Origin of the sequence: Sulfitobacter sp. SBS6 (assembly GCF_048285585.1) — a bacterium.
Classification (GTDB): Bacteria; Pseudomonadota; Alphaproteobacteria; order Rhodobacterales; family Rhodobacteraceae; genus Sulfitobacter; species Sulfitobacter pontiacus.
The window spans coordinates 672,072-694,099 of record NZ_JBLWBA010000006.1; the positions used below are offsets into that span (position 1 = coordinate 672,072).

A 22,028-nucleotide genomic window follows, 5' to 3' on the forward strand; every position below is an offset into this window, starting at 1 on the left:
TTCAGGTGGGCAGGCCGACCACAAAGCGCGCGCCAAGGGGATCAGAGGAGATATCGGCGTCCGTGGGCCGGATATTTTCTGCCCAGATCACGCCGCCATGCGCTTCGACAATCTGCTTCGAGATCGCCAGCCCGAGGCCGGAGTTATTGCCAAAATGCTCTTCCGGGCGCTGCGAATAAAAACGTTTAAAGATCTTCGACAGAGCTTGCTCTGGAATGCCGGGCCCCGTGTCTTCGACGACCACAAGAACGCGATTTTCACGTTTACGTGCCCAGACCCGAATGGCATCGCCGTCTTCGCAGAACGAGACGGCATTGCTGATCAGATTCACAAAAACCTGTGCCAGGCGTGCTTCCAACCCGTGCACGATGATCGGCTGTTCGGGCAGATCGGTGATAAAATCGATGCCACGTTTGCGCGCATCTTCGCCAAGATACTGACCCAGATTGCTGATCATCATCAGCAGATCAAACGGCTCTTCCTCTTCCTTGACCAATTCGCTGTCCAGACGGGACGCGTTCGAAATATCACTCACCAAACGATCCAACCGGCGAACGTCATGATCGATGACATCCAGCAGTTTTTCGCGCTGGTCCTCACGCTTGATCAGACGCAGCGTGCCTACCGCAGAACGGAGCGACGCAAGCGGGTTCTTGATCTCATGCGCGACATCGGCGGCAAACTGTTCGTTTCCGTCAATGCGGTTGTATAATGCGGAAACCATCCCGCGCAGCGCCCCCGACAAGCGCCCTATTTCATCAGGACGCGCCGTCAAATCAGGGATCCGAATGCGGCCCGGGTTCATCTTACGCGCATCTTTATCACGCCCAAGCTCTGCCGCGGCAGCAAGATCGGACAACGGATTTGCGATGGTCGAGGCCAGCACGAGGCTCAACCCGATCGAAACCAGCGTCGCGATCACGAACATCTGGAGCACCCTCTCCCGTTCGCCGCGAACCAGTTTGTCAATTTCACCCGCGGCCGAGGTGACGGCGACAACCCCGACGGGCAATCCGTTCTGCACGATCGGCGTAGCAACGGAGAAAAGCGTGCCGCCAGTGCCGACAAGATCGTTCCGCACCTTGGTCCCGCCTACCAATGCCCCCGAGACCAACGGCTGCAACTGTTCCGCCAACGGAGCAGGATCTGCCGTGACGGCGCTTTCGAACGGTCGGGAGAGCAGCCCCCAAAGCCAGCTCAACCCATCGGAAATCAGCGCCGTGTCATCTTCGGCACCGACGTTATTTCGCGCGGCAGCACCCGCGTTCTGCGCAACAAGGCTTTCGGTAGAATCGAATACAAACACCTCGATCCCGCTGCGCAAATCAAGCCGGCCAAGGCTTGCATCCACATCTATCGCGTCGCTCAGGCTGTCAGGCGTACCCGCCGTTGCCAACTGCGCCTCGAAGACATCAGCGATCAGTTCAGCTTCCGAAACCAGTGACGCACCACGCTGCACGGCCAGGCTATCGCGAGAAGAGTTAAGATAAAGAATACCGGCGGCCAAAACATTCAACGCAATCAAGTTAAATGTGATGATCTTGCGCGTCAGCGGCGACGCACGCAGAGAGAACAGCCCCCGCCGCGCGCGTTTGCTGCGCAATTCATCTGTCGCGGTTTTGTCCGGAGCGACCCAATCGTCGCCCAATACAACATCACCGTCCCGATAAGGTGTGGTCATGTCTCGCACAAAATTCCTTTCGACAATGGCCATGGCTCAGGTCACTCTTCGTTGTATCTGTAGCCGATGCCATAGAGTGTTTCGATCGCGGAAAACTCGTCATCCGCAGTCCGCATTTTTTTGCGCAACCGTTTGATATGACTATCGATTGTGCGGTCGTCGACGTAAACTTGATCATCATATGCCACGTCCATCAACTGGTCACGCGACTTCACAAAGCCGGGGCGCTGTGCAAGCGCTTGCAGCAGCAGGAATTCTGTCACCGTCAGGGATACGTCCTTACCCTTCCAGCTGACTGCATGGCGCAACGGATCCATGCGCAAATCACCACGTTCGATCACTTTGGTTTCTTCGGTGTCGCCGACCTCGTTGGTTTCCACGGCATCCTGGCGGCGCAACAGCGCACGGATACGTTCAACCAAAAGCCGCTGACTAAAGGGTTTTTTCACGTAGTCATCAGCCCCCATCCGCAGGCCGAGCACCTCGTCAATCTCGTCATCTTTGGATGTCAGAAAGATCACGGGCATCGCGGTTTTCTGGCGAAGCCTTTGCAGCAAATCCATGCCATCCATGCGAGGCATCTTGATGTCCAACACCGCCATGTCGGGCAGTTTTTTGTTGAACGCATCCAACGCGGCCTGCCCGTCATTATATGTCTCGACTTCGAAACCTTCGGCTTCCAACGTCATTGAAACCGACGTCAGGATATTCCTGTCGTCATCCACCAATGCAATTTTAGACATTGCCTGTTCCTTTTATATGCTGCTCAACTGCCATAATATTTTTTCTTTCATTGATCATCAATTTACGCGGCCGAATCAATCGGAAACTGCGAATCGCTCCTCATCTTGGCCATAATCGCGCCACAATTTGCTAATGAATGGCTAAATTGCCGCACATACAGGGTGCAGACGCCACGTTACCCCATCGCACTTTACGTTCAATTAACGACAGTTTCCGCAAACAGTTACATGGTGGCGCTAACTGCGACTAACCTACCTGTTCATACTGTAAATCAACGTGCTAAGAGGCAGACACGACCCCTTGGGTCGAGCCATTTGTGCAAGAATTGGCACCTTTTCTCGGTGCAGCTACAGGAGACATCACATGACGTTAGGCCGCGTAAATCCGCAATTCCGCCTCGAAGACCAAGGCATAAGCGGGCTTGGTGATGTCTATTACAACATGATCGAACCCGCGTTGGTCGAAGCCGCGCTGAAACGGGAAGAGGGCACGTTAGGCAAGGGCGGCGCGTTTCTTGTGACGACGGGCAAATTCACCGGACGCTCCCCCAAGGATAAACATGTCGTAAAAACCGACAGCGTTGCCGATAAAATCTGGTGGGAAAACAACGCCGAGATGTCGCCTGAAGGCTTTGATGCGCTTCACAAGGACATGTTGGCGCATATGCAGGGGCGTGATTACTTCGTCCAGGATTTGGTCGGCGGGGCCGATCCGAAACACGCGATCAACGTGCGTATGGTGACCGAGCTGGCTTGGCACGGTCTGTTCATTCGCCACATGCTGCGCCGCCCCGAGCGCGACGCGCTGGATGATTTCATCGCGGACTTCACCGTGATCAACTGCCCGAGCTTTTCGGCTGATCCAGCTAAACACGATTGCCGCTCGGAAACCGTCATTGCGATGAACTTCGACAAGAAGATGATCTTGATCGGCGGCACAGAATACGCAGGTGAGAACAAGAAATCTGTATTCACCCTGCTGAACTACCTGTTGCCGGAAAAAGGGATCATGCCGATGCATTGCTCGGCCAACCATGCTACCGGCAATCCCGTTGATACCGCTGTATTCTTCGGTCTGTCAGGTACAGGAAAGACCACGCTATCCGCCGATCCGGGCCGCACATTGATTGGTGACGATGAACACGGCTGGTCAGATAACGGGACATTCAATTTCGAAGGTGGCTGCTACGCCAAGACGATCAACCTCAGCCGAGAGGCAGAGCCCGAGATTTACGCGACTACCGAAAAATTCGCCACCGTGATCGAGAACATGATCTTTGATGAAGACACCAAAGAGCTTGATTTCGACGATGACAGCCTCACCGCCAACATGCGTTGCGCTTACCCGCTTCACTACATTTCTAACGCCTCGGCAAAAGCGACGGGTGGGCACCCCAAGAATATCATCATGCTAACCTGTGATGCGTTCGGCGCTCTTCCCCCTATCGCGCGCTTGACCCCGGCTCAGGCCATGTACCACTTCCTGTCTGGCTTCACCTCCAAGGTTGCCGGTACCGAACGTGGCGTGACTGAACCCGAGCCTACATTCTCGACCTGCTTTGGTGCGCCCTTCATGCCGCGTCGCCCCGAGGTTTACGGGAACCTTCTCCGCGAGAAGATCGCGGCGCATGGCGCAACCTGCTGGTTGGTAAACACTGGCTGGACTGGAGGCGCTTATGGCACAGGCAGCCGCATGCCGATCAAAGCAACGCGCGCGCTGCTGACCGCAGCATTGGAAGGGGCGCTCGCGGGCGTAGAGTACCGCAAAGATCCAAACTTCGGCTTTGATGTTCCCGTGGCGGTTACGGGTGTTGCTGACATCCTGCTGGATCCACGCCGGACATGGGACAACCCTGAATCCTACGATCGTCAGGCTGACAAGCTGGTAAAGATGTTTGCAGAAAACTTCGAACAATACCTCCCTTATATTGATGACGACGTGAAAGCCGCCGCCATCGGCTAAAGCTTACCAGAGCCGCGCCAATGCGCGGCTCTTTTTCCATGCGCAGACTATGCCGCTTTCGAAGCTCGGTCCGAGAGCGGCATATCCAGAATAAAGCGCAAATCATCACGCCCCATATAGGCCATGAACCCCTCGACCGGCGCATCCATTCCGTTGATGAACCACCGCAACGTGCCTGGCTCCGTATGCATATAGCCGTGCCGCGCTGGAAAGCCCTTATACACGACCGAGTTGGTCATAAACGCGATGACATGGTCAGGATCCCAATGCTGCATCGCCTGCCAGAATGCATAGCGCCCCAGCACAGAAGATAGACCTGCGTTTCTGAACTCTCGCGGCGTTGTGCCCACCCAGAACTCCCCATGATAGCACACGTCGCCAGCGATGCGCTGCGCACCCGGCCCCGCCCGATACCGTGATCGAAGATAATCGATGTCAACGCCGGGCGGCGGAAACTCGACAAATGACCGACGAAGATATTCGGCTAGCTTGGCTCCTTTCAAATCCAGCATACGCATTGCCTGCGTATGCATAACATCGCCTTTGGCATTTCGGCCGACAATCCAAAAGGCATTGGTTTCGTTCAGGTCGTGCGTTTCAGGGTCAAACGGCAGCCCTAGCAAGTGATCCGGACGCGCGTCCTGCAATATCGTCTTATACTCAGCAAAATCATAACCGACCGTTAATGTGATCCCGGCCTCATGCAAAAGTGCGGAACTGCTGGCGATAAACCGTTCGCCGTCTTGAAAACTCAACAATGTCATACTGAACTCTCCTTTGATGCAAGCTGATCAAAGGGTAGCTTATTTATCGGGAATTTTCTTCGATTTTTAGGTAACCGGCTAGAAGCCGACGATTGCATCCTCGGGCATGCCAACCATCGCGTCTTGATCCAACCCTGAGATGGTGACGTGACGTGATCTATCTACCGCGGATATCAATGCAAAGCTTCCGTCAGGGAAACGGCTCGCCATCAAAAGTCGTTTATAGGCCAATGGGATAAGCTCGCCGCCTGCCGTGTTTCTCGGCATTTGCGTCACAACCTCGTCAAGGCGGACCCCGCCATTAGCCTGAACCTCCCGGAAGGGGAAATCCAGCATAGCCTCAAACTCGGGACCGCCCGGAAAATTGCCGAGAGGGCGGCCAATACTGCTGCGCGCGTTCTCCCAACCCCACCAACTTGTGTAGAATGATTCTTGCCCGACTTCGATACAGATCCAACCACTGGGTGAGTCGCGATACACTAGGACATATGGGCGAATTTGTTGAAAATTCTCATGTTCCAACCGGCCTTCGCTCTGCACCCAGGCCGAGAATGCCTCCTTGATCATTTCAGATTCACCATCCCAAATCTGGGTAAGTGGCCGTTGCTGTTGATAAAAATTCCATCCGTTGGGTGTTTCGTGGGACAGCCGTAAAAGCCCACCCGTGCTCCGCGTGTTGCCCTTGATCCAGACCTTGCCCCGCGCGAGAAACTCACGCGCTTCTGGCAAAGCCTCTTCACCACGCTGTGTTAATTTGTACCGGCGCTCATCAACCTCAAACATTGGAGCCCCCAAGAACTCCTCAATTTGGGCGATATGACGCCGAACCGTCTGCCGCGTACTTCCCAACAAGCGCACAGCTTGACTAAGGTTCAACGTGTCCGCGAGGACGGTAAAAGATCTAACCATTTCATATAGTAACGGAGGAATTCGGTCCGCGTCAAAATCAACTGGCTTTGGGCTGTCGACAGTGTTCATTCGTCACCAATGGTAAATTAATCATACATTAAGGCATTATTCATAATACACCCTTGGCCACTTTGTAACCACAAATTGAATAAATCTATCCAATTGAACGGAAAGAGTGATTTGGGGATGACTAATTCAACAACAACCGGAGGTAATTCATATGTCGCATCCAGTGGACATCCACGTCGGCAAAAAACTTAAACAGATCCGTACGCTGCGTCGGCTTTCCCAAACTGATGTGGCCAAGCGGTTAAACCTGTCGTTCCAGCAAATCCAGAAATACGAAATCGGGTCAAACCGGGTCGCGGCAAGCCGCCTGTTTGAACTGTCCCAGATTTTAGACGTAACGCCCGCGTATTTCTTTGAAGGTCTGCATGACAACACGAATGATGCGCCCAAAGCCGACCCGAGCATCGAGATTGTCAGCGCCTTGGCCGCAATAAACGACGACGCGCTTAAAACGCGTATTGTGACGTTTATCGAAGATGTGTCTGGGCTAACGGTCGCGCGTCAGGGCTAAGCCTTAACCAAACACGCCTCGGCGCACCAAGTTTGCGCCTGCAATCAATAGGATGACCAGCGTCGCTTTCTTAAAGGACGCTTGGTCAATCTTATCCATGACTTTGCTGCCAAGCCACATACCGGTGAGCGACGGCAAGATCATGACCGCAGAAAAGGGCACGGTTTCGGCGCGCAGCACGCCAGATCCGAAGTGCGAAAACAACAATAGCACCGCGCCGAGTCCGTAGATGACACCCTGAACCCGCATTTGGTCGTGCTTGGGCGTGCCCAATGCGGTCAGGTAGGCGACGGTAGGCGGCCCCCAAACGGCCGATACGCCACCGACCGCCCCGGCGAAGGCACCTATAAATGCTTCTAGTTTTGTAGATCGGTGCGACAGGGTGAAGCTACGCCCCGTCACCTGCCACAGCGCGAACAATGTGATCGGAACACCAATCACCAGCAGCATCGTATCGGCGGCGAGAAAACGCACGGTCTGCGCTGACAAGCTAAGCGCTATGCCGCCCGCAATCAGGAAAACCTTAAACATTTTGATGGAGTCCCAAGCCGCGGCCACCCCCTGCCGTAGTGCCTGAAACATATTGGTAATTACAGTCGGGAAGATCAGCCCGGCAAGGGCAAGCTCAGGCGACAAGAACATTGTCAGCCCTGAGATTAGCACCAGCGGCATCGCGAACCCCACGACGCCCTTAATGAATCCCGCCACAAGGCCAATTCCAAAGGCGAACGCCCATTCTGACGGCGTCAACAAACTGAAAAACATGTCCATACCGCACGTCATACCAAGATTGCGGCGGAGCGCACGCGAAATCCTCAGCGTAATTTTAAACCAAATTGACGCAGCAAAACGTATCTTTATTGTGCTGCACCTGCGAAAAGGTTATGCCGTGCTTAACCAAACAAGGGAGCTTACAGATGGCACATGATGGACAAGACGTGATTTCTGGCGCGAACATCGTGATCGATGACCTGCTCGCAACCACCAGATCGACGCTGGCCCCGGTAGACCGCCTTTTAGAAGCCGCTAAATCCGCGGTTCGTGCGACCGTTTCTCAAGACGGGAAAGTGTCGAATGCACTGGTCGAAGAAAACCAAACCGCCGCGCATGGTCTTGCGTGGCTTGCAACCTACGCTCAATCGCTTCACCAGATGCAGCTATGGGCAGAGAAGCTCGACGCAGATGGCACGTTTTCAGAAACAGAACAGCTGATCCATCAAATCGCATTCGGCGAATATCTGTGCCAGATTTCCGGCGGCATTCAGATGAACCAAGGGGAAATTCTGCGCTTGCACGATCTTGGCGTCCCTACCGAAGATCAGAACGCGTTTTCCGATGCCGGCATCACGACACTGCAGCAACGAGGCAATTCGCAAGCTGCACGCACGCGCCTTGTCGAACTCATGCAAGAGCAAAGCGCCAACATCACCGTCGGGCGGTCCGGCCTTGACGAAGAGCTGGAGATGATCCGCGAACAGTTCCGTCGTTACGCTGTTGAAAAAGTGGAACCATTTGCCCACGAATGGCACCTGAAGGACGAGCTGATCCCGATTGAAGTCATCAATGAATTGGCAGAAATGGGCGTTTTCGGCCTGACCATCCCAGAAGAATTCGGTGGCTTTGGGCTGTCCAAAGCCTCTATGTGCGTCGTCTCGGAAGAGCTGTCGCGCGGCTATATCGGCGTGGGCTCGCTCGGCACGCGGTCTGAAATCGCGGCCGAACTGATCATCGCAGGCGGGACGGACGCCCAAAAAGAAAAGTGGCTCCCGCGGATCGCAAGCGCCGAGACCTTGCCCACAGCCGTCTTCACCGAACCGAACACCGGCTCTGACCTTGGTTCTTTGCGCACGCGCGCGGTGAAAGATGGCGACGATTATAAGATAACGGGCAATAAAACCTGGATCACGCACGCGGCCCGGACCCATGTGATGACACTGCTAGCGCGCACGGATCCGCAGACGTCGAACTACAAGGGCCTGTCGATGTTCTTGGCCGAGAAAACGCCGGGCGACGACGCGAACCCTTTCCCTTCCGAAGGCATGACCGGCGGCGAGATCGAAGTGCTCGGCTATCGCGGCATGAAGGAATACGAGCTCGGTTTCGACGGCTTCCACGTCAAAGGTGAAAACCTGTTGGGCGGCGAAGAGGGCAAAGGTTTCAAACAGTTGATGGAAACCTTTGAAAGCGCGCGCATCCAGACAGCCGCGCGTGCCATCGGGGTCGCGCAATCCGCGCTCGACATTTCGATGCAATACGCAATTGATCGCAAGCAGTTCGGCAAGTCTCTCATCAACTTCCCTCGCGTGTCGTCCAAACTGGCGATGATGGCGGTCGAAATTATGATCGCCCGCCAGCTCACCTATTTCTCGGCGTTTGAAAAAGACGAAGGCCGGCGCTGTGATGTCGAAGCGGGCATGGCCAAACTGCTCGGCGCACGGGTCGCTTGGGCCGCAGCTGACAATGGCTTGCAGATCCATGGCGGCAACGGTTTTGCACTCGAATACAAAATCAGTCGTGTCCTATGCGACGCACGTATCCTCAACATTTTCGAAGGCGCGGCAGAGATTCAGGCGCAGGTCATCTCGCGCCGCTTGCTCGGATGAAGTTCGGGCAGCCTGACGCGTGAAATCGTCGGGCTGCCTATCCGGCCCCCATGATCAAGCTGACCTCCCTCTTTCTGGCCATAGCCCTGACAACCCAGTGCAGTCAGGACGAAACTCTGCGGGCGTATGGGGCCGCCGATCGCCTATGGCGCTTGCAAGAACTAAACGGGGTCCCGTTCTCAGCAAACACACAGATGTCCTTTCCAGAAAAAGAACAGGTTACCGTTCTAGGCCCCTGCAATCGGATGTCCGGCACGAACAAGCTGCCCTACCCCTGGTTTTCTTTCACGCTCAAATCATCCACCAAAAAGGCATGTCCTGATCTCAGCCAAGAAAACATCGTTATCGACGCGCTCAACAACGCCACCCTCGTCGAGATTCTGAATGACGTCATGATTCTGTCTAACACCGAGAACCTTAATATGGTGTTTCGCGCCGTCGACTAAATGCCTCGACGTAGCGCGCGCGCGCCTCGGGTAGGGGCTTGTCCCCTAGATCGCGCGCCAGATGCCGCTCTAGGAAATACCCCGTGGTTTTGAACGCCAGCGCAATATCCGCATCGCTCGCATCCCCTTCCCCACGTAAAACGGGCGACAATGGCAGCATTCTATCAACCCACTCCCCCGCCCCTTCTCGGGTCACAGCACGCCCCGTTTTCGGAGATACAAAGACCAGCCCGCTGGTCCGTCCGGTCACCGCACAGGCGCTCAGATCAAGCCCATAGCCAAGCTCCTCTAACAGGCTGATTTCCCATTGAAGATAGGCCAACGGCCACAGGTCCCCCTGCCCCAATAGATCCAGCAGCGCTTCAGTTCGGCGATATAATGGCGGATGCGCTTCGCGTTCGGGCAATGCAAAGGCAAGCAGCCCCGTCACCGCATTCAACCCCGCAAGGCTAAGCCGATCATGCATAGCCAATGCGGCGCGGCTGCGGACGGGCTCTACAGTAAACGCACCGATATGATCCTCAAGCCGCGCGCGCCATGCGATGTCTAACTGCGCGCCCGGTTGGAGAATTGGAGCAATCTTGCGACTGGTACCGCCGCGCACGATCCCGGCGTGGCGGCCGCGCTCGGGGGTGAACACCTCGATGATGGCCGATGTCTCACCATGGCGGCGCGCGCTTAGCAAAATGCCTTGATCGCGCCATTCCATCAGCTCAGCCCGTCCTCATGCAGCAGATGCCGACCCTGCCTGTCTTCCACCTCGATCACCCAGAGGTCTGGATCAAAGCTGCGCTGTCGGCTGATCGACGCATCAACCTCCTGCTCCTGTCCACTTGTCATTTCGACCCAGGTCCGCTCACCACTGATCAAATCGAAACTTTTCTGAAAAAGCTGTGCATTTCCATCGAGCGTTGCAAGCTTCACCAGAACAGCGCCGCCGGTGTCATCCCCATGCGCGACCACGTACGCAGGAATATCATAGACCCGCAGCCGCGCCAGATAGGCATCGACCCAGAACCGCGCGGTCAGCCGGGCCATGACAGCCCCGTCGTTCCAAATGGTGTAAAATCCTCCCCGAAGGGTCGGGCCGCACCAGATCTAGACATTGCCGTCTTTGAACTCCAACCCCATCTCAGAGTAGCGCTCCGCCTCGTCCAGCCAGTTCGGGCGCACTTTGACCTGCAAAAACAGATGCACTTTCCGCCCCAGAAACTCTTCAAGCTCCTCGCGAGAGGCTTTGCTGACCGCCTTGATCGTCTCGCCCTTGCTGCCAAGCACGATCCCCTTGTGACCGTCGCGCACCACATAGATCAACTGATCCACCCGGGCAGAGCCGTCTTTACGCTCTTCCCAGTTCTCCGTCTCGACCGTCAGCTGATAGGGCAGCTCCTGATGCAGACGCAGGGTCAGTTTCTCACGGGTCATTTCGGCGGCGATCATGCGCATAGGCAGATCGGCAATCTGATCTTCGGGATAGAGCCACGGCCCCTCGGGCAATTCGCCCGCCAGCCATTGGCGCAACGTATCCACACCATGCCCCCGCTCGGCCGAGATCATGAATGTTTCGGCAAAATCATAGCGGTCGTTCATCTCTTTGCTCAGCCCCAACAGGACCGGAGCTTCGACACGGTCGATCTTGTTGATCGCAAGCGCGACCTTGCGCCCCTGACCGATGTCAGCGAGGCCTTCCAGGATACGTTCGACCCCTTCGGTGATCCCACGGTTGGCCTCGATCAGCAGAATGACAACATCCGCATCGGCAGCGCCCCCCCAAGCCGCGGCCACCATGGCGCGGTCCAGACGGCGACGGGGCTGGAACAGACCGGGGGTGTCCACGAACACAAGCTGGCTTTCCCCTTCCATCGCGACCCCACGAATACGGGCGCGTGTGGTCTGCACCTTATGGGTCACGATCGACACTTTCGCGCCGACCATGCGGTTCAGCAACGTCGATTTGCCCGCGTTGGGCTCGCCGATCAGGGCGATAAATCCGGCGCGCGTGGTCATGAGGGTCTCTCCAATTGGGCCAAGAGCGTCTTGGCAGCGGCCTGTTCGGCCTGACGTTTCGATGGGGCTGACGCGACGGCGCTGGCCCCGTTTTCAATCCGGGCGGTGATGGTAAACACCGGGGCGTGGTCTGGCCCCTGCCGGTCGGTCTGAACATAGGCGGGGGGCGGCAAGCCGCGCGCTTGCGCCCATTCTTGCAGCGCGGTCTTGGCGTCGCGTGCGTCTTGCTTGACCTGCATCACACGGTCACCCCACAATCGCAGGATCAACGCTTTGGCCTCGTCAAATCCGCCATCCAGATAGACAGCCGCGATGATAGCCTCGATCGCATCCCCCAACAACGCCTGCTTGCGGCGGCCGCCAGACAACATCTCTGACCGGCCAAGCTTCAGCACAGCGCCCATGTCGATCTCGCGCGCGACCTCGGCGCAGGCTTCCTTGCGCACCAATGCGTTGAACCGCGGGGCCAGCTGCCCTTCGGTTGCGGCCGGATCAAGTTTCAGCAGCGCTTCGGCCATCACCAGCCCCAGAACGCGATCCCCCAGAAACTCGAGCCGCTGGTTGTCGTCACGATTGGCCGACGACATAGAGGCATGGGTCACCGCGCGGTTCAACAGCTCCGGCTTTCCAAAGTGGTACCCGATGCGGCCTTCAAAGGCCCGGAGATCAGCATTTAACTTCACTTGATCGCCTTAAAGAAACGATCGCTGCGCCATGTCCAGAAGAACAACATCGACCGACCGGCCGAGCTGAACATGATCCGGTCCGCGCGACCGATCAGGTTTTCATACGGCACGAAACCGACGCCACCGGCCTGCTGTGCCAGACGGCTATCGGCAGAGTTGTCGCGGTTGTCACCCATGAAAAAGTAATGCCCTTCTGGCACCGTGTAGACACCGGTATTGTCCGACGCCTGATTGCCAATGTTCAGGATCGCATGTTCGACCCCGTTAGGGAGCACTTCGATCTGGCGGGATTTTTCACATACACCACCGGCACCGACGGCACCGTTCTCGCAACGCGGACGCATACCCTGCGGGCCTTGACGGTCCATCACCTCTTCGAAGACACCATCGTCACGCAATTCGACCGCCGTGCCATTGATGCTGACCACACCGTCGGTGATCTGAACCTTGTCACCCGGCAAGCCGATCAGACGCTTGATGTAATCGCGACCAGACACGGGATGACGGAAGACCACCACATCGCCGCGCTCGGGCTCTGACCCGAACAAACGCGTGTTGTCGCCGTCAAACACACCGCAGACGTCTTTCGCGTCGACCTCAATGCCGAACCGCGGCATCATCACGCTGGGACAGGAGGCGTAGGAATAGCCATAGGCCATTTTGTTCACGAACAGGAAATCCCCGATCAACAACGTCTCTTTCATCGACCCCGAAGGGATCCAGAAAGGCTGGAAAAACAGGGTCCGAAAGACCCCTGCGATCAACAGCGCATAGACGATTGTTTTGATGGTTTCGACAAAGGCGTTGCCGGTTTTCTCTTTGGCGGCCATTTTGGCGCTCCTGTTCATGCGTTCGAGCGTTACATGCGGGTGCCATTGACGCAAGTCAAGCAACCCTGCCCCCGATCCATCGACCGAATGGGCTATGATCTGCCGTTAGGTCTGAATACCTGCCTTGGGGCGGGCTTCGATGACGACAAAGGCCTGCGCCCAAGGGTGATCATCTGTCAGCGTGACGTGAATGATCGCCTCGTGGCCGTCGGGTGTCATCTTGGCCAAACGCTCCGCCGCCCAGCCGGTGACCTCCATCACGGGCTGGCCGGTGCGCAGGTTGCTCACCGCCATGTCGCGCCAAGCGATCCCCATGCGCAGACCGGTGCCAAGCGCCTTTGAACATGCCTCTTTCGCGGCCCAGCGTTTGGCGTAGGTGCCCGCGACATCACGGCGACGTTCGGCCTTTAGCTGTTCGACCTCGGTGAACACGCGATTGCGGAAACGGTCGCCAAAGCGGTCCAGCGTGCCTTGAATCCGTTCGATATTCGCGAGGTCGGTGCCGATGCCCAAAATCATGCCGCGCCCTCAGCCCTTGCGGGCGTCATCCATCAGGCGGCGCATCTCGGCGATGGCGGGGCCGAGGCCCAAAAAGATCGCCTCGCCAATAAGGAAATGCCCGATGTTCAGCTCTTGCACCTCGGGGAAAGCTGCCACGGGGCTGACGGTATCATAGGTCAGGCCGTGGCCCGCGTGCACCTCAAGCCCCAGACTATGGGCGAATTTTGACATCTCTTCGAGCTTTTGCAGCTCCTTTTGCGCTTCCTCCCAATGTCCTTCGGCATAGGCGTCGCAATAGGCACCGGTGTGCAGTTCGATCACCTCTGCCCCGATGCGGTTCGCCGCCTCAATCTGGCGCTGATCGGCGGCGATGAAGATGCTGACGCGGCTGCCCGCTTCGCGCAGAGGAGCAATGAAATGCGCCAGCCGGTTTTCCTCGCGTGCGACTTCAAGCCCGCCTTCGGTTGTCCGCTCTTCGCGCTTTTCCGGCACGATGCAGACGGCATGGGGTTTGTGGCGTAGGGCGATGGCCTGCATCTCTTCCGTGGCGGCCATCTCGAAGTTGAGCGGCACGTTCAACACCTCTTGCAGCCCTTCGATATCCGCATCGGTAATGTGGCGTCGATCCTCGCGCAGGTGCGCGGTGATGCCATCAGCGCCTGCCTCTTGCGCGGCGCGGGCTGCGCGCAGCGGGTCCGGATAGGCACCGCCGCGCGCATTCCGCACAGTCGCCACATGGTCAATATTTACGCCCAGCCGAAGCTTACCTTGTGCCGCCATGGTCTTTCCCCTCCAGAGCCGCCTGCTCTGCCTTGCGTTTCGCCTCTGCCTTGGCCGAGGCTTTCTTTTTCAACAAATCGAACTTGGCCTTGATCGCGCCCTTGCGCCGCTTTTGATAGGCCCGCAGCAAGGGCACGGCCAGATAATAGGCGATCGTGGCACAGATCATGCCGGGCACGATCCCCCCGATCAGATACGGATAGAACACCTGATGCCAGAAGACCTCAAGCCCCGACCAATCCATGTCACGGCTGGTAAAGATCGCCACAAAGTTGGCCAACAAGTCGTGACCGGCGTCAAAGAATTTGCCCCCGAAGGACCGATGCTCCCCCGTTCGCATGTGGGACCCGAGAATCCAGTGTCCCATGGACAGCGATGACAGCCCGATAGGGACATAGGTCAGCGGGTTGCCAAAAAACGTCCCCATCAATGCGGCCAGCAGATTGCCCCGCATGACACGCGATACCAGCGCCGCCACGATAAAATGCATACCGTAGAAGGGCGTAAACGTGGTAAAAACACCGGCCCAGATGCCACGCGCAATGCGTTCGGGCGTGTCGGGCAAGCGGCGCATCCGGTGTTTGACATAGTGAAACGCCCGCGTCCAACCACCCCGAGGCCACATGAATTCAGCCATCGCGCGCACTGTCGGCTTTGGATCGCGGCGTTTGAAAATCAACAGTTCGTCCTTGGGTCAGTGCAGTCCGGGCGGATCATGCGTCTTTGGTACCTGCCTTGAACAAGTCGGGGTTCCGGTATCGGCTGATCTCGGCGACTTCGCTCTCGGCCTCCAACATCGGGATCAAAGAATGCAGATGCGCAATGTCTCGCAGTTCTACGTAGATCAACAACCGGTAAAAGTCAGGCTTGCGGTCCAAAAATTCCAGATCTGCGATATTGGCAGAGGATTGGCCAATGAGCGTACAAATACGCCCCAGCACGCCCGCCCCATTGCCGATGGTCAGATCCAGCGTCGCCCCATAGATCGCGGGATGTGGCCCGTCGTGCCAACGCAGATCCAGCCAGCGTTCGGGCTGGTCCTCGTAATGCGACAGACGCTCGCAATCGATGGTGTGGATTTTGACGCCCTGCCCGCGGAAGGTGATGCCGACAATGCGTTCCCCCGGCAGCGCCTGACAACAAGGCGACCGGTCAAAGGATTGCCCCGCTTCCAGCCCCACCACCGCGCGCTTGCGGTCGACATGTTCGCCGGGTTTGGGGCGCAGGTTGGGATAGACGGCCTGCACAACCTCTTGGCCCGTCAGTTCGGCAGAGCCAAGTTGCGCCAAAAGCTCCTCCGCGCTGGAGAGGCGCAAGTTGCGCGCCGCGGTGCGCAGCACTTTCTCCGTCGCCGATTTATTCATCTGCTCGAAGGCAGAGCGGGCAAGTTCGCGCCCGAGGCTGACAAAGCGCGCGCGATCCAGTTCACGCAGCGACCGACGGATCGCCGTCTTGGCCTTGCCCGTCGTTGCGATATCCAGCCATGTCGCCTGCGGTGTCTGACCTTGGGCGGTAATGATCTCGATCGACTGGCCGTTTTTCACCCGCGTCCACAAAGGCACGCGCATCCCGTCGATCTTGGCGCCCACGCAGGCAGACCCGATTCGCGTGTGGATCGCATAGGCGAAATCAATCGGCGTCGCCCCACGCGGCAGCTTGACCACCTCGCCCTTGGGGGTAAAGCAGAACACCTGATCGGCGTACATCTCAAGCTTGACCGCCTCGAGGAAATCCTCGTGATCCTCCTCTGAATCGAGCTGCTCTGTCAGTTGCGCGACCCATTTGACCGGATCAACAGCAAAGGGGTTCCGCGACCGTACGCCGTCACGATAGGACCAATGCGCCGCCACACCGGATTCAGCGACATCATGCATCTGCCGCGTTCTGATCTGCACCTCGACCCGTTTGCCGTCACGACCAGAGACGGTGGTATGGATAGACCGGTAACCGTTCGTCTTGGGCTGGCTGATATAATCCTTGAACCGGCCCGGCACGGCACGCCAGCGCCGATGGATAGTGCCAAGCGCGCGATAACATTCATCCTCCGAGGTGGTGATAACGCGGAAACCGTAAATATCCGATAAACGGGAAAAGGATTGCTGCTTTTCCTGCATCTTGCGCCAGATCGAATACGGTTTTTTCGCCCGCCCAAAGACTTCGGCCTCGATCCCGGCTTTCTCAAGCTCGTGCCGCATGTCACCGGTGATTCGCTGGATGACATCGCCCGTTTCGCGCTGAAGGGTGATAAAGCGCCGGATGATCGACTGCCGCCCTTCGGGGTTGAGCACGCGAAAGGCCAGATCCTCGAGCTCTTCGCGCATCCATTGCATGCCCATACGCCCCGCAAGAGGCGCATAGATATCCATCGTTTCACGAGCTTTCTGGATCTGCTTGTCAGGGCGCATCGACTTGATCGTGCGCATATTATGCAGCCGATCCGCCAACTTAACCAAAATAACCCGCAGATCTTTCGACATTGCCATGAACAGCTTGCGAAAGTTCTCGGCCTGTTTTGTCTCGTTGGAATTCAGTTGCAGGTTGGTCAGCTTGGTCACGCCATCGACCAGTTCAGCGACATCATGTCCGAACTTTTCATCGACGCTGCTATAGGACGCTTTCGTGTCCTCGATCGTGTCGTGCAGCAATGCGGTGATGATGGTCGCGTCATCCAGCTGCTGTTCGGTCAAAATGGCCGCGACAGAGACCGGATGCGTGAAATAGGGCTCTCCGGAATGGCGGAACTGGCCCTCGTGCATCTGCTGGCCATATTCATAGGCCAGCCTGATCTGATTTTCGTTCGTCTTAGGGTTATAGGCGCGCACAAGCGCGATAAGGTCGTCAGCCGTAATGTCGGCGGTATTCATACCTGTCCTGCCTATAAGCCCCGAAGGGCGCGGGCCTTAGCCCTGCCCTTGTGCCGCCATCAACTGCCGCAGCAGCATTTCTTCGGACATGCTGTCCTCTTCGGGCTTGTCTTGCTCAGCCCCCATAAGAAGCGCCATTGCGTCCTCTTCGGGTTCATCAACCTCGATCTGGTTCTGGTTGCTTTCGATCAGACGCTCGCGCAGCTCGTCGGCCGATTGGGTTTCATCCGCAATCTCGCGCAGGGACACGACAGGGTTTTTGTCGTTATCGCGATCAACAGTAACCGTAGAACCAGCCGCAATTTCACGCGCACGATGCGCGGCAAGCATGACAAGCTCGAACCGGTTTGGCACTTTATCTACACAATCTTCGACAGTGACGCGGGCCATGGGGATGCTCCAATCATGAATGCTGCAAGAAGCCGACTATTTAGAAGCCATCGGCGGAATTTACAAGGGCCTATTCCAGCGGCCATACCCCCTTTTTATCTGCCTCTGGCAGGTCATTCAACATCTCGCGAACGGTTTTGCCGATCAGGGGGTGACACCAGTCCGGCGCGATGTCCGCCAGCGGCACCAATACAAAGGCACGATCCTGAAGCCGTGGGTGCGGCAGGATCAGCTGGTCAGGCGCATTGACCATCTGCTGTTCAAGCGGAATCTCCCGCCAATCGGTCTGGGTCTGTACATTCGGCAACACCACATCCCCCATCGCGATTAGATCCAGATCGACCGTCCGAGGAGCCCAACGGCTTTGCCGCTCGCGCCCAAGCTCTGCTTCGACGGCATGAAGAATAGCTAAAACTTGATCCGGCTCACCCTCCACCCTTATACTAGCAGTTGTATTTACGAAATTCGGACCTGACCCCGTGGGAAACGCATAGGTTGAGTAAAACGGGCTAAGAGCGACAACCCGCACGCCCATACCAACCATAATATCAAGGGCCCGATGCAGAGTTTCCGCCGGCCCTCCCGCAACTGATGATTGATTGCTCCCGAGGGCGATCAGCGCGCACTTGCCGATTTCACCCCCCTTGGGGTCAGGGATGGCCAATGTCTTCACTTGCTGCCTCTCGAAAAAACCTTAGTTAGTATTGTATTCATAGTCGGAAACTAAATTTGAAACATTTCGTTTTATAGCGGCTCTACACGACGCAAATTTCCGAACGACGTGTATTAGGAAGGCACTTCATGTTCTACAAGGACGAACGGCTCGCTTTATTCATCGACGGCTCCAACCTTTATGCAGCGGCCAAGAACCTGGGTTTTGACATTGATTACAAGCTACTGCGGCAGGAGTTCATGCGCCGCGGCAAACTGCTGCGTGCCTTTTACTACACCGCTTTGCTGGAAAATGACGAATACTCTCCCATACGCCCGCTTGTCGACTGGCTGAACTATAACGGGTTCTCCATGGTGACCAAACCGGCGAAGGAATACACCGACAGCATGGGTCGCCGGAAGGTCAAGGGGAACATGGATATCGAGCTTGCGGTCGACGCGATGGAGCTTGCGCCACATCTTGACCACATCGTGATCTTCTCCGGTGACGGCGATTTCCGCCCGTTGGTCGAAAGCCTTCAACGCCAGGGCGTGCGCGTCTCTGTCGTCAGCACGATCCGCAGCCAACCGCCCATGATCTCGGACGAGCTGCGCCGCCAAGTGGACAACTTTATCGAACTCGAAGACCTGCGCGACGTTATTGGCCGGCCGCCACGTGAAACATCTGACGAATAACCCGCGCCTGCGCGCCTAAATCTCCGCATCCCTCATGCCCCCACGATAAGTGCGCGCGCATTTGAAGCATCAGACTGTGCCGCCGCTGGTCTGGACGATGCGCCGCGCAACCCTTACCTATGGCCCATGCCCAAGGAGAGTGTGATGACCAAACCGCCTTTGACCCTGTATCTTGCCGCGCCACGCGGGTTCTGTGCGGGCGTCGACCGTGCGATCAAGATCGTCGAAATGGCCATCGAGAAATGGGGCGCGCCGGTCTATGTGCGCCACGAGATCGTGCACAATAAATTCGTCGTCGACGGGCTGCGCGAACGGGGTGCGATCTTTGTCGAGGAACTGTCGGAATGCCCCGATGACCGGCCCGTGATCTTCTCGGCGCACGGCGTACCGAAAGCCGTCCCCGCCAAGGCCGAGGCTCGCAATATGGTCTATGTCGACGCGACCTGCCCGCTTGTCTCGAAGGTGCATATCGAGGCGCAACGCCACGCCGACGCCGGGCTGCAGATGATCATGATCGGCCACGCGGGCCACCCCGAAACCATTGGCACCATGGGGCAGCTCCCCCCGGGCGAGGTTTTGCTGGTTGAAACGCCCGCCGATGTCGAAACCGTCAAGGTGCGCGACCCGAGCAAGCTGGCCTATGTCACACAGACAACGTTAAGCGTTGATGACACAGCCGAGATTGTCGCCGCCCTGAACAAACGTTTCCCGCAGATCATCGGGCCGCACAAAGAAGACATCTGCTACGCCACGACCAACCGTCAAGAAGCGGTGAAGGCAATGGCGCCGAAGTGTGATGCGATGCTCGTTGTGGGTGCGCCAAACTCATCGAACTCCCGCCGTCTGGTCGAGGTCGGATCGCGTGCGGGCTGCGATTACGCCCAACTGGTGCAGCGCGCGACGGACATCGATTGGCGCAGCCTCGAGGGGATCAAAAGCATCGGGATCACCGCCGGTGCCTCGGCCCCCGAACAGCTTATCAACGAGGTCATTGACGCGTTCAAAGACCGCTACGATGTGACCACCGAAATGGTCGAAACCGCGGTAGAGAATGTGGAATTCAAAGTCCCCCGTGTGCTTCGGGTACCCGCATGACCGGCATCCCCCGCGCGCCGCTTTGGCTTAGCCTTGCCGGGCTGATTCCTTTTATCTGGGGGGCCTTGACCGGGCTGGTTGATCCCTTGGCGAACTGGGGCGCGGCGACGTTCGGCGGCCGTTTTGTCGGGCCATATATCCAACTGTTCTACGGCACGGTTATTCTTTCCTTCATGTCCGGCGTGCTATGGGGATTCGCAACCAAGACCAGCGGGGCGAAGGCGACGGCCGGCTATATCCTCGCCGTGATCCCGGCGCTTTGGGCGTTCTTCATGACAAGCGGCGGCCCCGTGGGTGCGGGGCTGAACCTGATGTTCGGTTTTGCGGGTCTACTGGTCCTTGATGCCGCCTTCTGGCACTGGCGTCTTGCGCCGCGCTGGTGGCTAAAGCTGCGCACGCTTCTGACCGCCGTCGTGCTGGCGTGTCTGGCTGTGGGCGTCTTTCTGTAGCAGCGAAACTTGCGGGCGGGGCGTAGATTAGGCTGGACGCCCCCACGCCAGACTGGATAAGGCAGCCCCATGACCAAGCTGATTGCATATACTGATGGTGCCTGTTCCGGCAATCCCGGCCCCGGTGGCTGGGGTGCCCTGATGCGGGCGATGGATGGCGACAAGATCGTTAAGGAGCGCGAGTTGAAAGGCGGCGAACCCGCCACCACCAACAACCGGATGGAGCTGATGGCCGCCATCAGCGCGCTCGAAGCGCTGGCCCGCCCGACCGAGATCACGATCGTCACCGACAGTAACTATGTCAAAAATGGCATCACCGGCTGGATCTACGGCTGGAAGAAAAACGGCTGGAAGAATGCCGCTAAAAAGCCCGTCAAAAACGCGGAGCTTTGGCAGCGGCTGGATGCGGCAAATGCGCGGCATCAGGTCACCTGGGAGTGGGTCAAAGGCCACGCTGGCCATCCCGAGAACGAGCGCGCCGATGAACTGGCGCGGGCGGGCATGGCCCCGTTCAAAACCAAATGAGCCTGATCACCCTGCTGGAATATGCCTCCGTTCTGGTCTTTGCGATTACGGGGGCGCTGGTCGCCAGCCGCGCCCAACTTGACCTTGTAGGCTTCGCCTTTATCGCCTGCCTCACGGCCTTGGGCGGCGGCACACTGCGCGACCTGTTGCTGGATCGAAACCCGATTTTCTGGATTGCGAACCCCACCCATCTCGCCGTGGGCGTCACTGCCGCAATGGTGGTTTTCTTTACCGCGCATCTCCTCGAAAGCCGCTATCGCGCGCTGCTATGGCTCGATTCCGTGGCGCTCGCCGTGGCGGTTGCTGCGGGTACGGGTGTGGCGATCTCGCTTGATCAATCCGCTGTCGTCGTGGTGCTGATGGGGATGATCACAGGCTGCATGGGCGGGTTGATGCGCGATGTTGTCGTGGGGGAAGTGCCGCTTGTTCTGCAACAGGGTGAACTTTATGTGACCGCCGCTTTCGCCGGTGCCGCAACCGCTGTCATCATCCGTAGCATTCTGAGCGATGATGCACTGGCGCTGTTTGCCGGTGCCTGTATGACGTGGATTTTGCGTGCCGGATCGCTGTATTTCGGATGGCACCTACCCGTGTACAAAAGCCGCCCGCCGCGGGTGTAACGTTACTTTCGACGCCAGTGAAACGGCACGATGATCAGCGCCCCGATAGAGGATGCGATGGCGTTCATACCGGCCGAATTAAACCCGAAGCCGAACATCAACCGCACGAAATAAAACAGAAAAGCGCCGCCCACGCAGATGATGATCGAGGCAAGATAGCCGTTGCGGGTAAAGCCTGACTTTTCGGCGAAAAAGCCGACAAGCCCCGCGATCACAACCGTGCCAATAAGCGTCGGAAGCATGAT

At 57.4% G+C, this 22,028-nt stretch carries 26 protein-coding genes; 9 read left to right on the forward strand and 17 right to left on the reverse strand.

The features are described from left to right. Position 1: 1 nt before the first annotated feature. Positions 2 to 1,681, reverse strand: coding sequence for a sensor N-terminal transmembrane domain-containing protein (locus ACNQ62_RS12270; RefSeq protein ID WP_418094955.1), 1,680 nt, complete (start codon positions 1,679 to 1,681; stop codon positions 2 to 4). A gap of 41 nt (positions 1,682 to 1,722) precedes the next feature. Continuing rightward, positions 1,723 to 2,424, reverse strand: a complete 702-nt coding sequence (locus ACNQ62_RS12275; RefSeq protein ID WP_005849917.1) for a response regulator transcription factor — start codon at positions 2,422 to 2,424, stop codon at positions 1,723 to 1,725. A 364-nt stretch (positions 2,425 to 2,788) separates the two neighbouring features. Between ACNQ62_RS12275 and ACNQ62_RS12280 the strand changes: the two genes are divergently transcribed. After that, on the forward strand, positions 2,789 to 4,387 hold the full coding sequence (locus ACNQ62_RS12280) for a phosphoenolpyruvate carboxykinase (RefSeq protein ID WP_418094956.1): 1,599 nt from the start codon (positions 2,789 to 2,791) through the stop codon (positions 4,385 to 4,387). Between the two features lie 47 nt (positions 4,388 to 4,434). On the opposite strand, the gene ACNQ62_RS12285 is transcribed toward ACNQ62_RS12280, so the two are convergent. After that, complete coding sequence (locus tag ACNQ62_RS12285) at positions 4,435 to 5,151, reverse strand: hypothetical protein (RefSeq protein ID WP_418094957.1); 717 nt, start codon at positions 5,149 to 5,151, stop codon at positions 4,435 to 4,437. 78 nt (positions 5,152 to 5,229) lie between these two features. Next, a complete protein-coding gene (locus tag ACNQ62_RS12290) occupies positions 5,230 to 6,060 on the reverse strand; it encodes a helix-turn-helix domain-containing protein (protein WP_009825327.1) in 831 nt (276 codons plus the stop codon). Between the two features lie 220 nt (positions 6,061 to 6,280). On the opposite strand from ACNQ62_RS12290, the gene ACNQ62_RS12295 reads away from it, so the two are divergent. Then, positions 6,281 to 6,640, forward strand: coding sequence for a helix-turn-helix domain-containing protein (locus tag ACNQ62_RS12295; protein WP_005849925.1), 360 nt, complete (start codon positions 6,281 to 6,283; stop codon positions 6,638 to 6,640). A gap of 3 nt (positions 6,641 to 6,643) precedes the next feature. Here the strand turns inward: ACNQ62_RS12295 and ACNQ62_RS12300 are convergent, their stop codons facing one another. After that, a complete protein-coding gene (locus ACNQ62_RS12300) occupies positions 6,644 to 7,411 on the reverse strand; it encodes a sulfite exporter TauE/SafE family protein (RefSeq protein ID WP_037941329.1) in 768 nt (255 codons plus the stop codon). Between the two features lie 146 nt (positions 7,412 to 7,557). On the opposite strand from ACNQ62_RS12300, the gene ACNQ62_RS12305 reads away from it, so the two are divergent. Continuing rightward, positions 7,558 to 9,243 (forward strand): acyl-CoA dehydrogenase family protein, encoded by a 1,686-nt coding sequence (locus ACNQ62_RS12305; protein WP_418095015.1) that lies wholly within the window; start codon positions 7,558 to 7,560, stop codon positions 9,241 to 9,243. A gap of 50 nt (positions 9,244 to 9,293) precedes the next feature. Next, on the forward strand, positions 9,294 to 9,689 hold the full coding sequence (locus ACNQ62_RS12310) for an META domain-containing protein (RefSeq protein WP_418094958.1): 396 nt from the start codon (positions 9,294 to 9,296) through the stop codon (positions 9,687 to 9,689). Here the strand turns inward: ACNQ62_RS12310 and recO are convergent. From recO to folK, 11 genes are all read right to left on the reverse strand, one after another. Then, positions 9,661 to 10,398, reverse strand: a complete 738-nt coding sequence (recO, locus tag ACNQ62_RS12315) for a DNA repair protein RecO (RefSeq protein WP_304950506.1) — start codon at positions 10,396 to 10,398, stop codon at positions 9,661 to 9,663. The two genes, ACNQ62_RS12310 and recO, sit on opposite strands and share 29 nt — an antisense overlap. Beyond that, positions 10,398 to 10,727, reverse strand: coding sequence for a DUF1491 family protein (locus ACNQ62_RS12320; protein WP_418094959.1), 330 nt, complete (start codon positions 10,725 to 10,727; stop codon positions 10,398 to 10,400). The genes recO and ACNQ62_RS12320 overlap by 1 nt, the downstream gene beginning before the upstream one ends. Positions 10,728 to 10,787: 60 nt before the next feature. After that, positions 10,788 to 11,696, reverse strand: a complete 909-nt coding sequence (gene era / locus ACNQ62_RS12325) for a GTPase Era (RefSeq protein WP_037966775.1) — start codon at positions 11,694 to 11,696, stop codon at positions 10,788 to 10,790. After that, a complete protein-coding gene (gene rnc / locus ACNQ62_RS12330) occupies positions 11,693 to 12,379 on the reverse strand; it encodes a ribonuclease III (RefSeq protein WP_418094960.1) in 687 nt (228 codons plus the stop codon). Before rnc ends, era begins: the two co-directional genes overlap by 4 nt. Then, positions 12,376 to 13,212 carry a signal peptidase I gene (gene lepB / locus ACNQ62_RS12335; protein ID WP_005849934.1) on the reverse strand — a complete coding sequence of 279 codons (837 nt, stop codon included), beginning with the start codon at positions 13,210 to 13,212 and terminating at the stop codon, positions 12,376 to 12,378. The genes rnc and lepB overlap by 4 nt, the downstream gene beginning before the upstream one ends. A gap of 105 nt (positions 13,213 to 13,317) precedes the next feature. Then, positions 13,318 to 13,731: a holo-ACP synthase gene (gene acpS / locus ACNQ62_RS12340; RefSeq protein WP_005849935.1), complete on the reverse strand. Its 414-nt coding sequence runs from the start codon at positions 13,729 to 13,731 to the stop codon at positions 13,318 to 13,320. 9 nt (positions 13,732 to 13,740) lie between these two features. Beyond that, entirely contained in the window at positions 13,741 to 14,493 is a 753-nt protein-coding gene (locus ACNQ62_RS12345) for a pyridoxine 5'-phosphate synthase (protein ID WP_037941285.1), read from the reverse strand. Beyond that, positions 14,477 to 15,172: a DUF2062 domain-containing protein gene (locus ACNQ62_RS12350; RefSeq protein WP_005849937.1), complete on the reverse strand. Its 696-nt coding sequence runs from the start codon at positions 15,170 to 15,172 to the stop codon at positions 14,477 to 14,479. Before ACNQ62_RS12350 ends, ACNQ62_RS12345 begins: the two co-directional genes overlap by 17 nt. Positions 15,173 to 15,206: 34 nt before the next feature. Next, positions 15,207 to 17,357, reverse strand: a complete 2,151-nt coding sequence (locus ACNQ62_RS12355) for a RelA/SpoT family protein (protein WP_009825337.1) — start codon at positions 17,355 to 17,357, stop codon at positions 15,207 to 15,209. A 36-nt stretch (positions 17,358 to 17,393) separates the two neighbouring features. Beyond that, positions 17,394 to 17,747, reverse strand: a complete 354-nt coding sequence (gene rpoZ / locus ACNQ62_RS12360) for a DNA-directed RNA polymerase subunit omega (protein WP_005849941.1) — start codon at positions 17,745 to 17,747, stop codon at positions 17,394 to 17,396. Between the two features lie 70 nt (positions 17,748 to 17,817). After that, complete coding sequence (gene folK / locus ACNQ62_RS12365) at positions 17,818 to 18,420, reverse strand: 2-amino-4-hydroxy-6-hydroxymethyldihydropteridine diphosphokinase (protein WP_418094961.1); 603 nt, start codon at positions 18,418 to 18,420, stop codon at positions 17,818 to 17,820. A 128-nt stretch (positions 18,421 to 18,548) separates the two neighbouring features. On the opposite strand from folK, the gene ACNQ62_RS12370 reads away from it, so the two are divergent. From ACNQ62_RS12370 to ACNQ62_RS12390, 5 genes are all read left to right on the forward strand, one after another. Next, on the forward strand, positions 18,549 to 19,094 hold the full coding sequence (locus tag ACNQ62_RS12370) for an NYN domain-containing protein (RefSeq protein WP_005849944.1): 546 nt from the start codon (positions 18,549 to 18,551) through the stop codon (positions 19,092 to 19,094). A 144-nt stretch (positions 19,095 to 19,238) separates the two neighbouring features. Then, positions 19,239 to 20,189, forward strand: a complete 951-nt coding sequence (gene ispH, locus ACNQ62_RS12375) for a 4-hydroxy-3-methylbut-2-enyl diphosphate reductase (RefSeq protein WP_005849946.1) — start codon at positions 19,239 to 19,241, stop codon at positions 20,187 to 20,189. Further along, a complete protein-coding gene (locus tag ACNQ62_RS12380) occupies positions 20,186 to 20,638 on the forward strand; it encodes a DUF3429 domain-containing protein (protein ID WP_418094962.1) in 453 nt (150 codons plus the stop codon). Before ispH ends, ACNQ62_RS12380 begins: the two co-directional genes overlap by 4 nt. 69 nt (positions 20,639 to 20,707) lie before the next feature. After that, positions 20,708 to 21,163 (forward strand): ribonuclease HI, encoded by a 456-nt coding sequence (gene rnhA / locus ACNQ62_RS12385; protein WP_005849948.1) that lies wholly within the window; start codon positions 20,708 to 20,710, stop codon positions 21,161 to 21,163. Beyond that, positions 21,160 to 21,783 (forward strand): trimeric intracellular cation channel family protein, encoded by a 624-nt coding sequence (locus ACNQ62_RS12390; protein ID WP_278375858.1) that lies wholly within the window; start codon positions 21,160 to 21,162, stop codon positions 21,781 to 21,783. Before rnhA ends, ACNQ62_RS12390 begins: the two co-directional genes overlap by 4 nt. 2 nt (positions 21,784 to 21,785) lie before the next feature. Here the strand turns inward: ACNQ62_RS12390 and ACNQ62_RS12395 are convergent, their stop codons facing one another. Then, entirely contained in the window at positions 21,786 to 22,025 is a 240-nt protein-coding gene (locus ACNQ62_RS12395; protein ID WP_005849950.1) for a hypothetical protein, read from the reverse strand. Between the last annotated feature and the right edge of the window lie 3 nt (positions 22,026 to 22,028).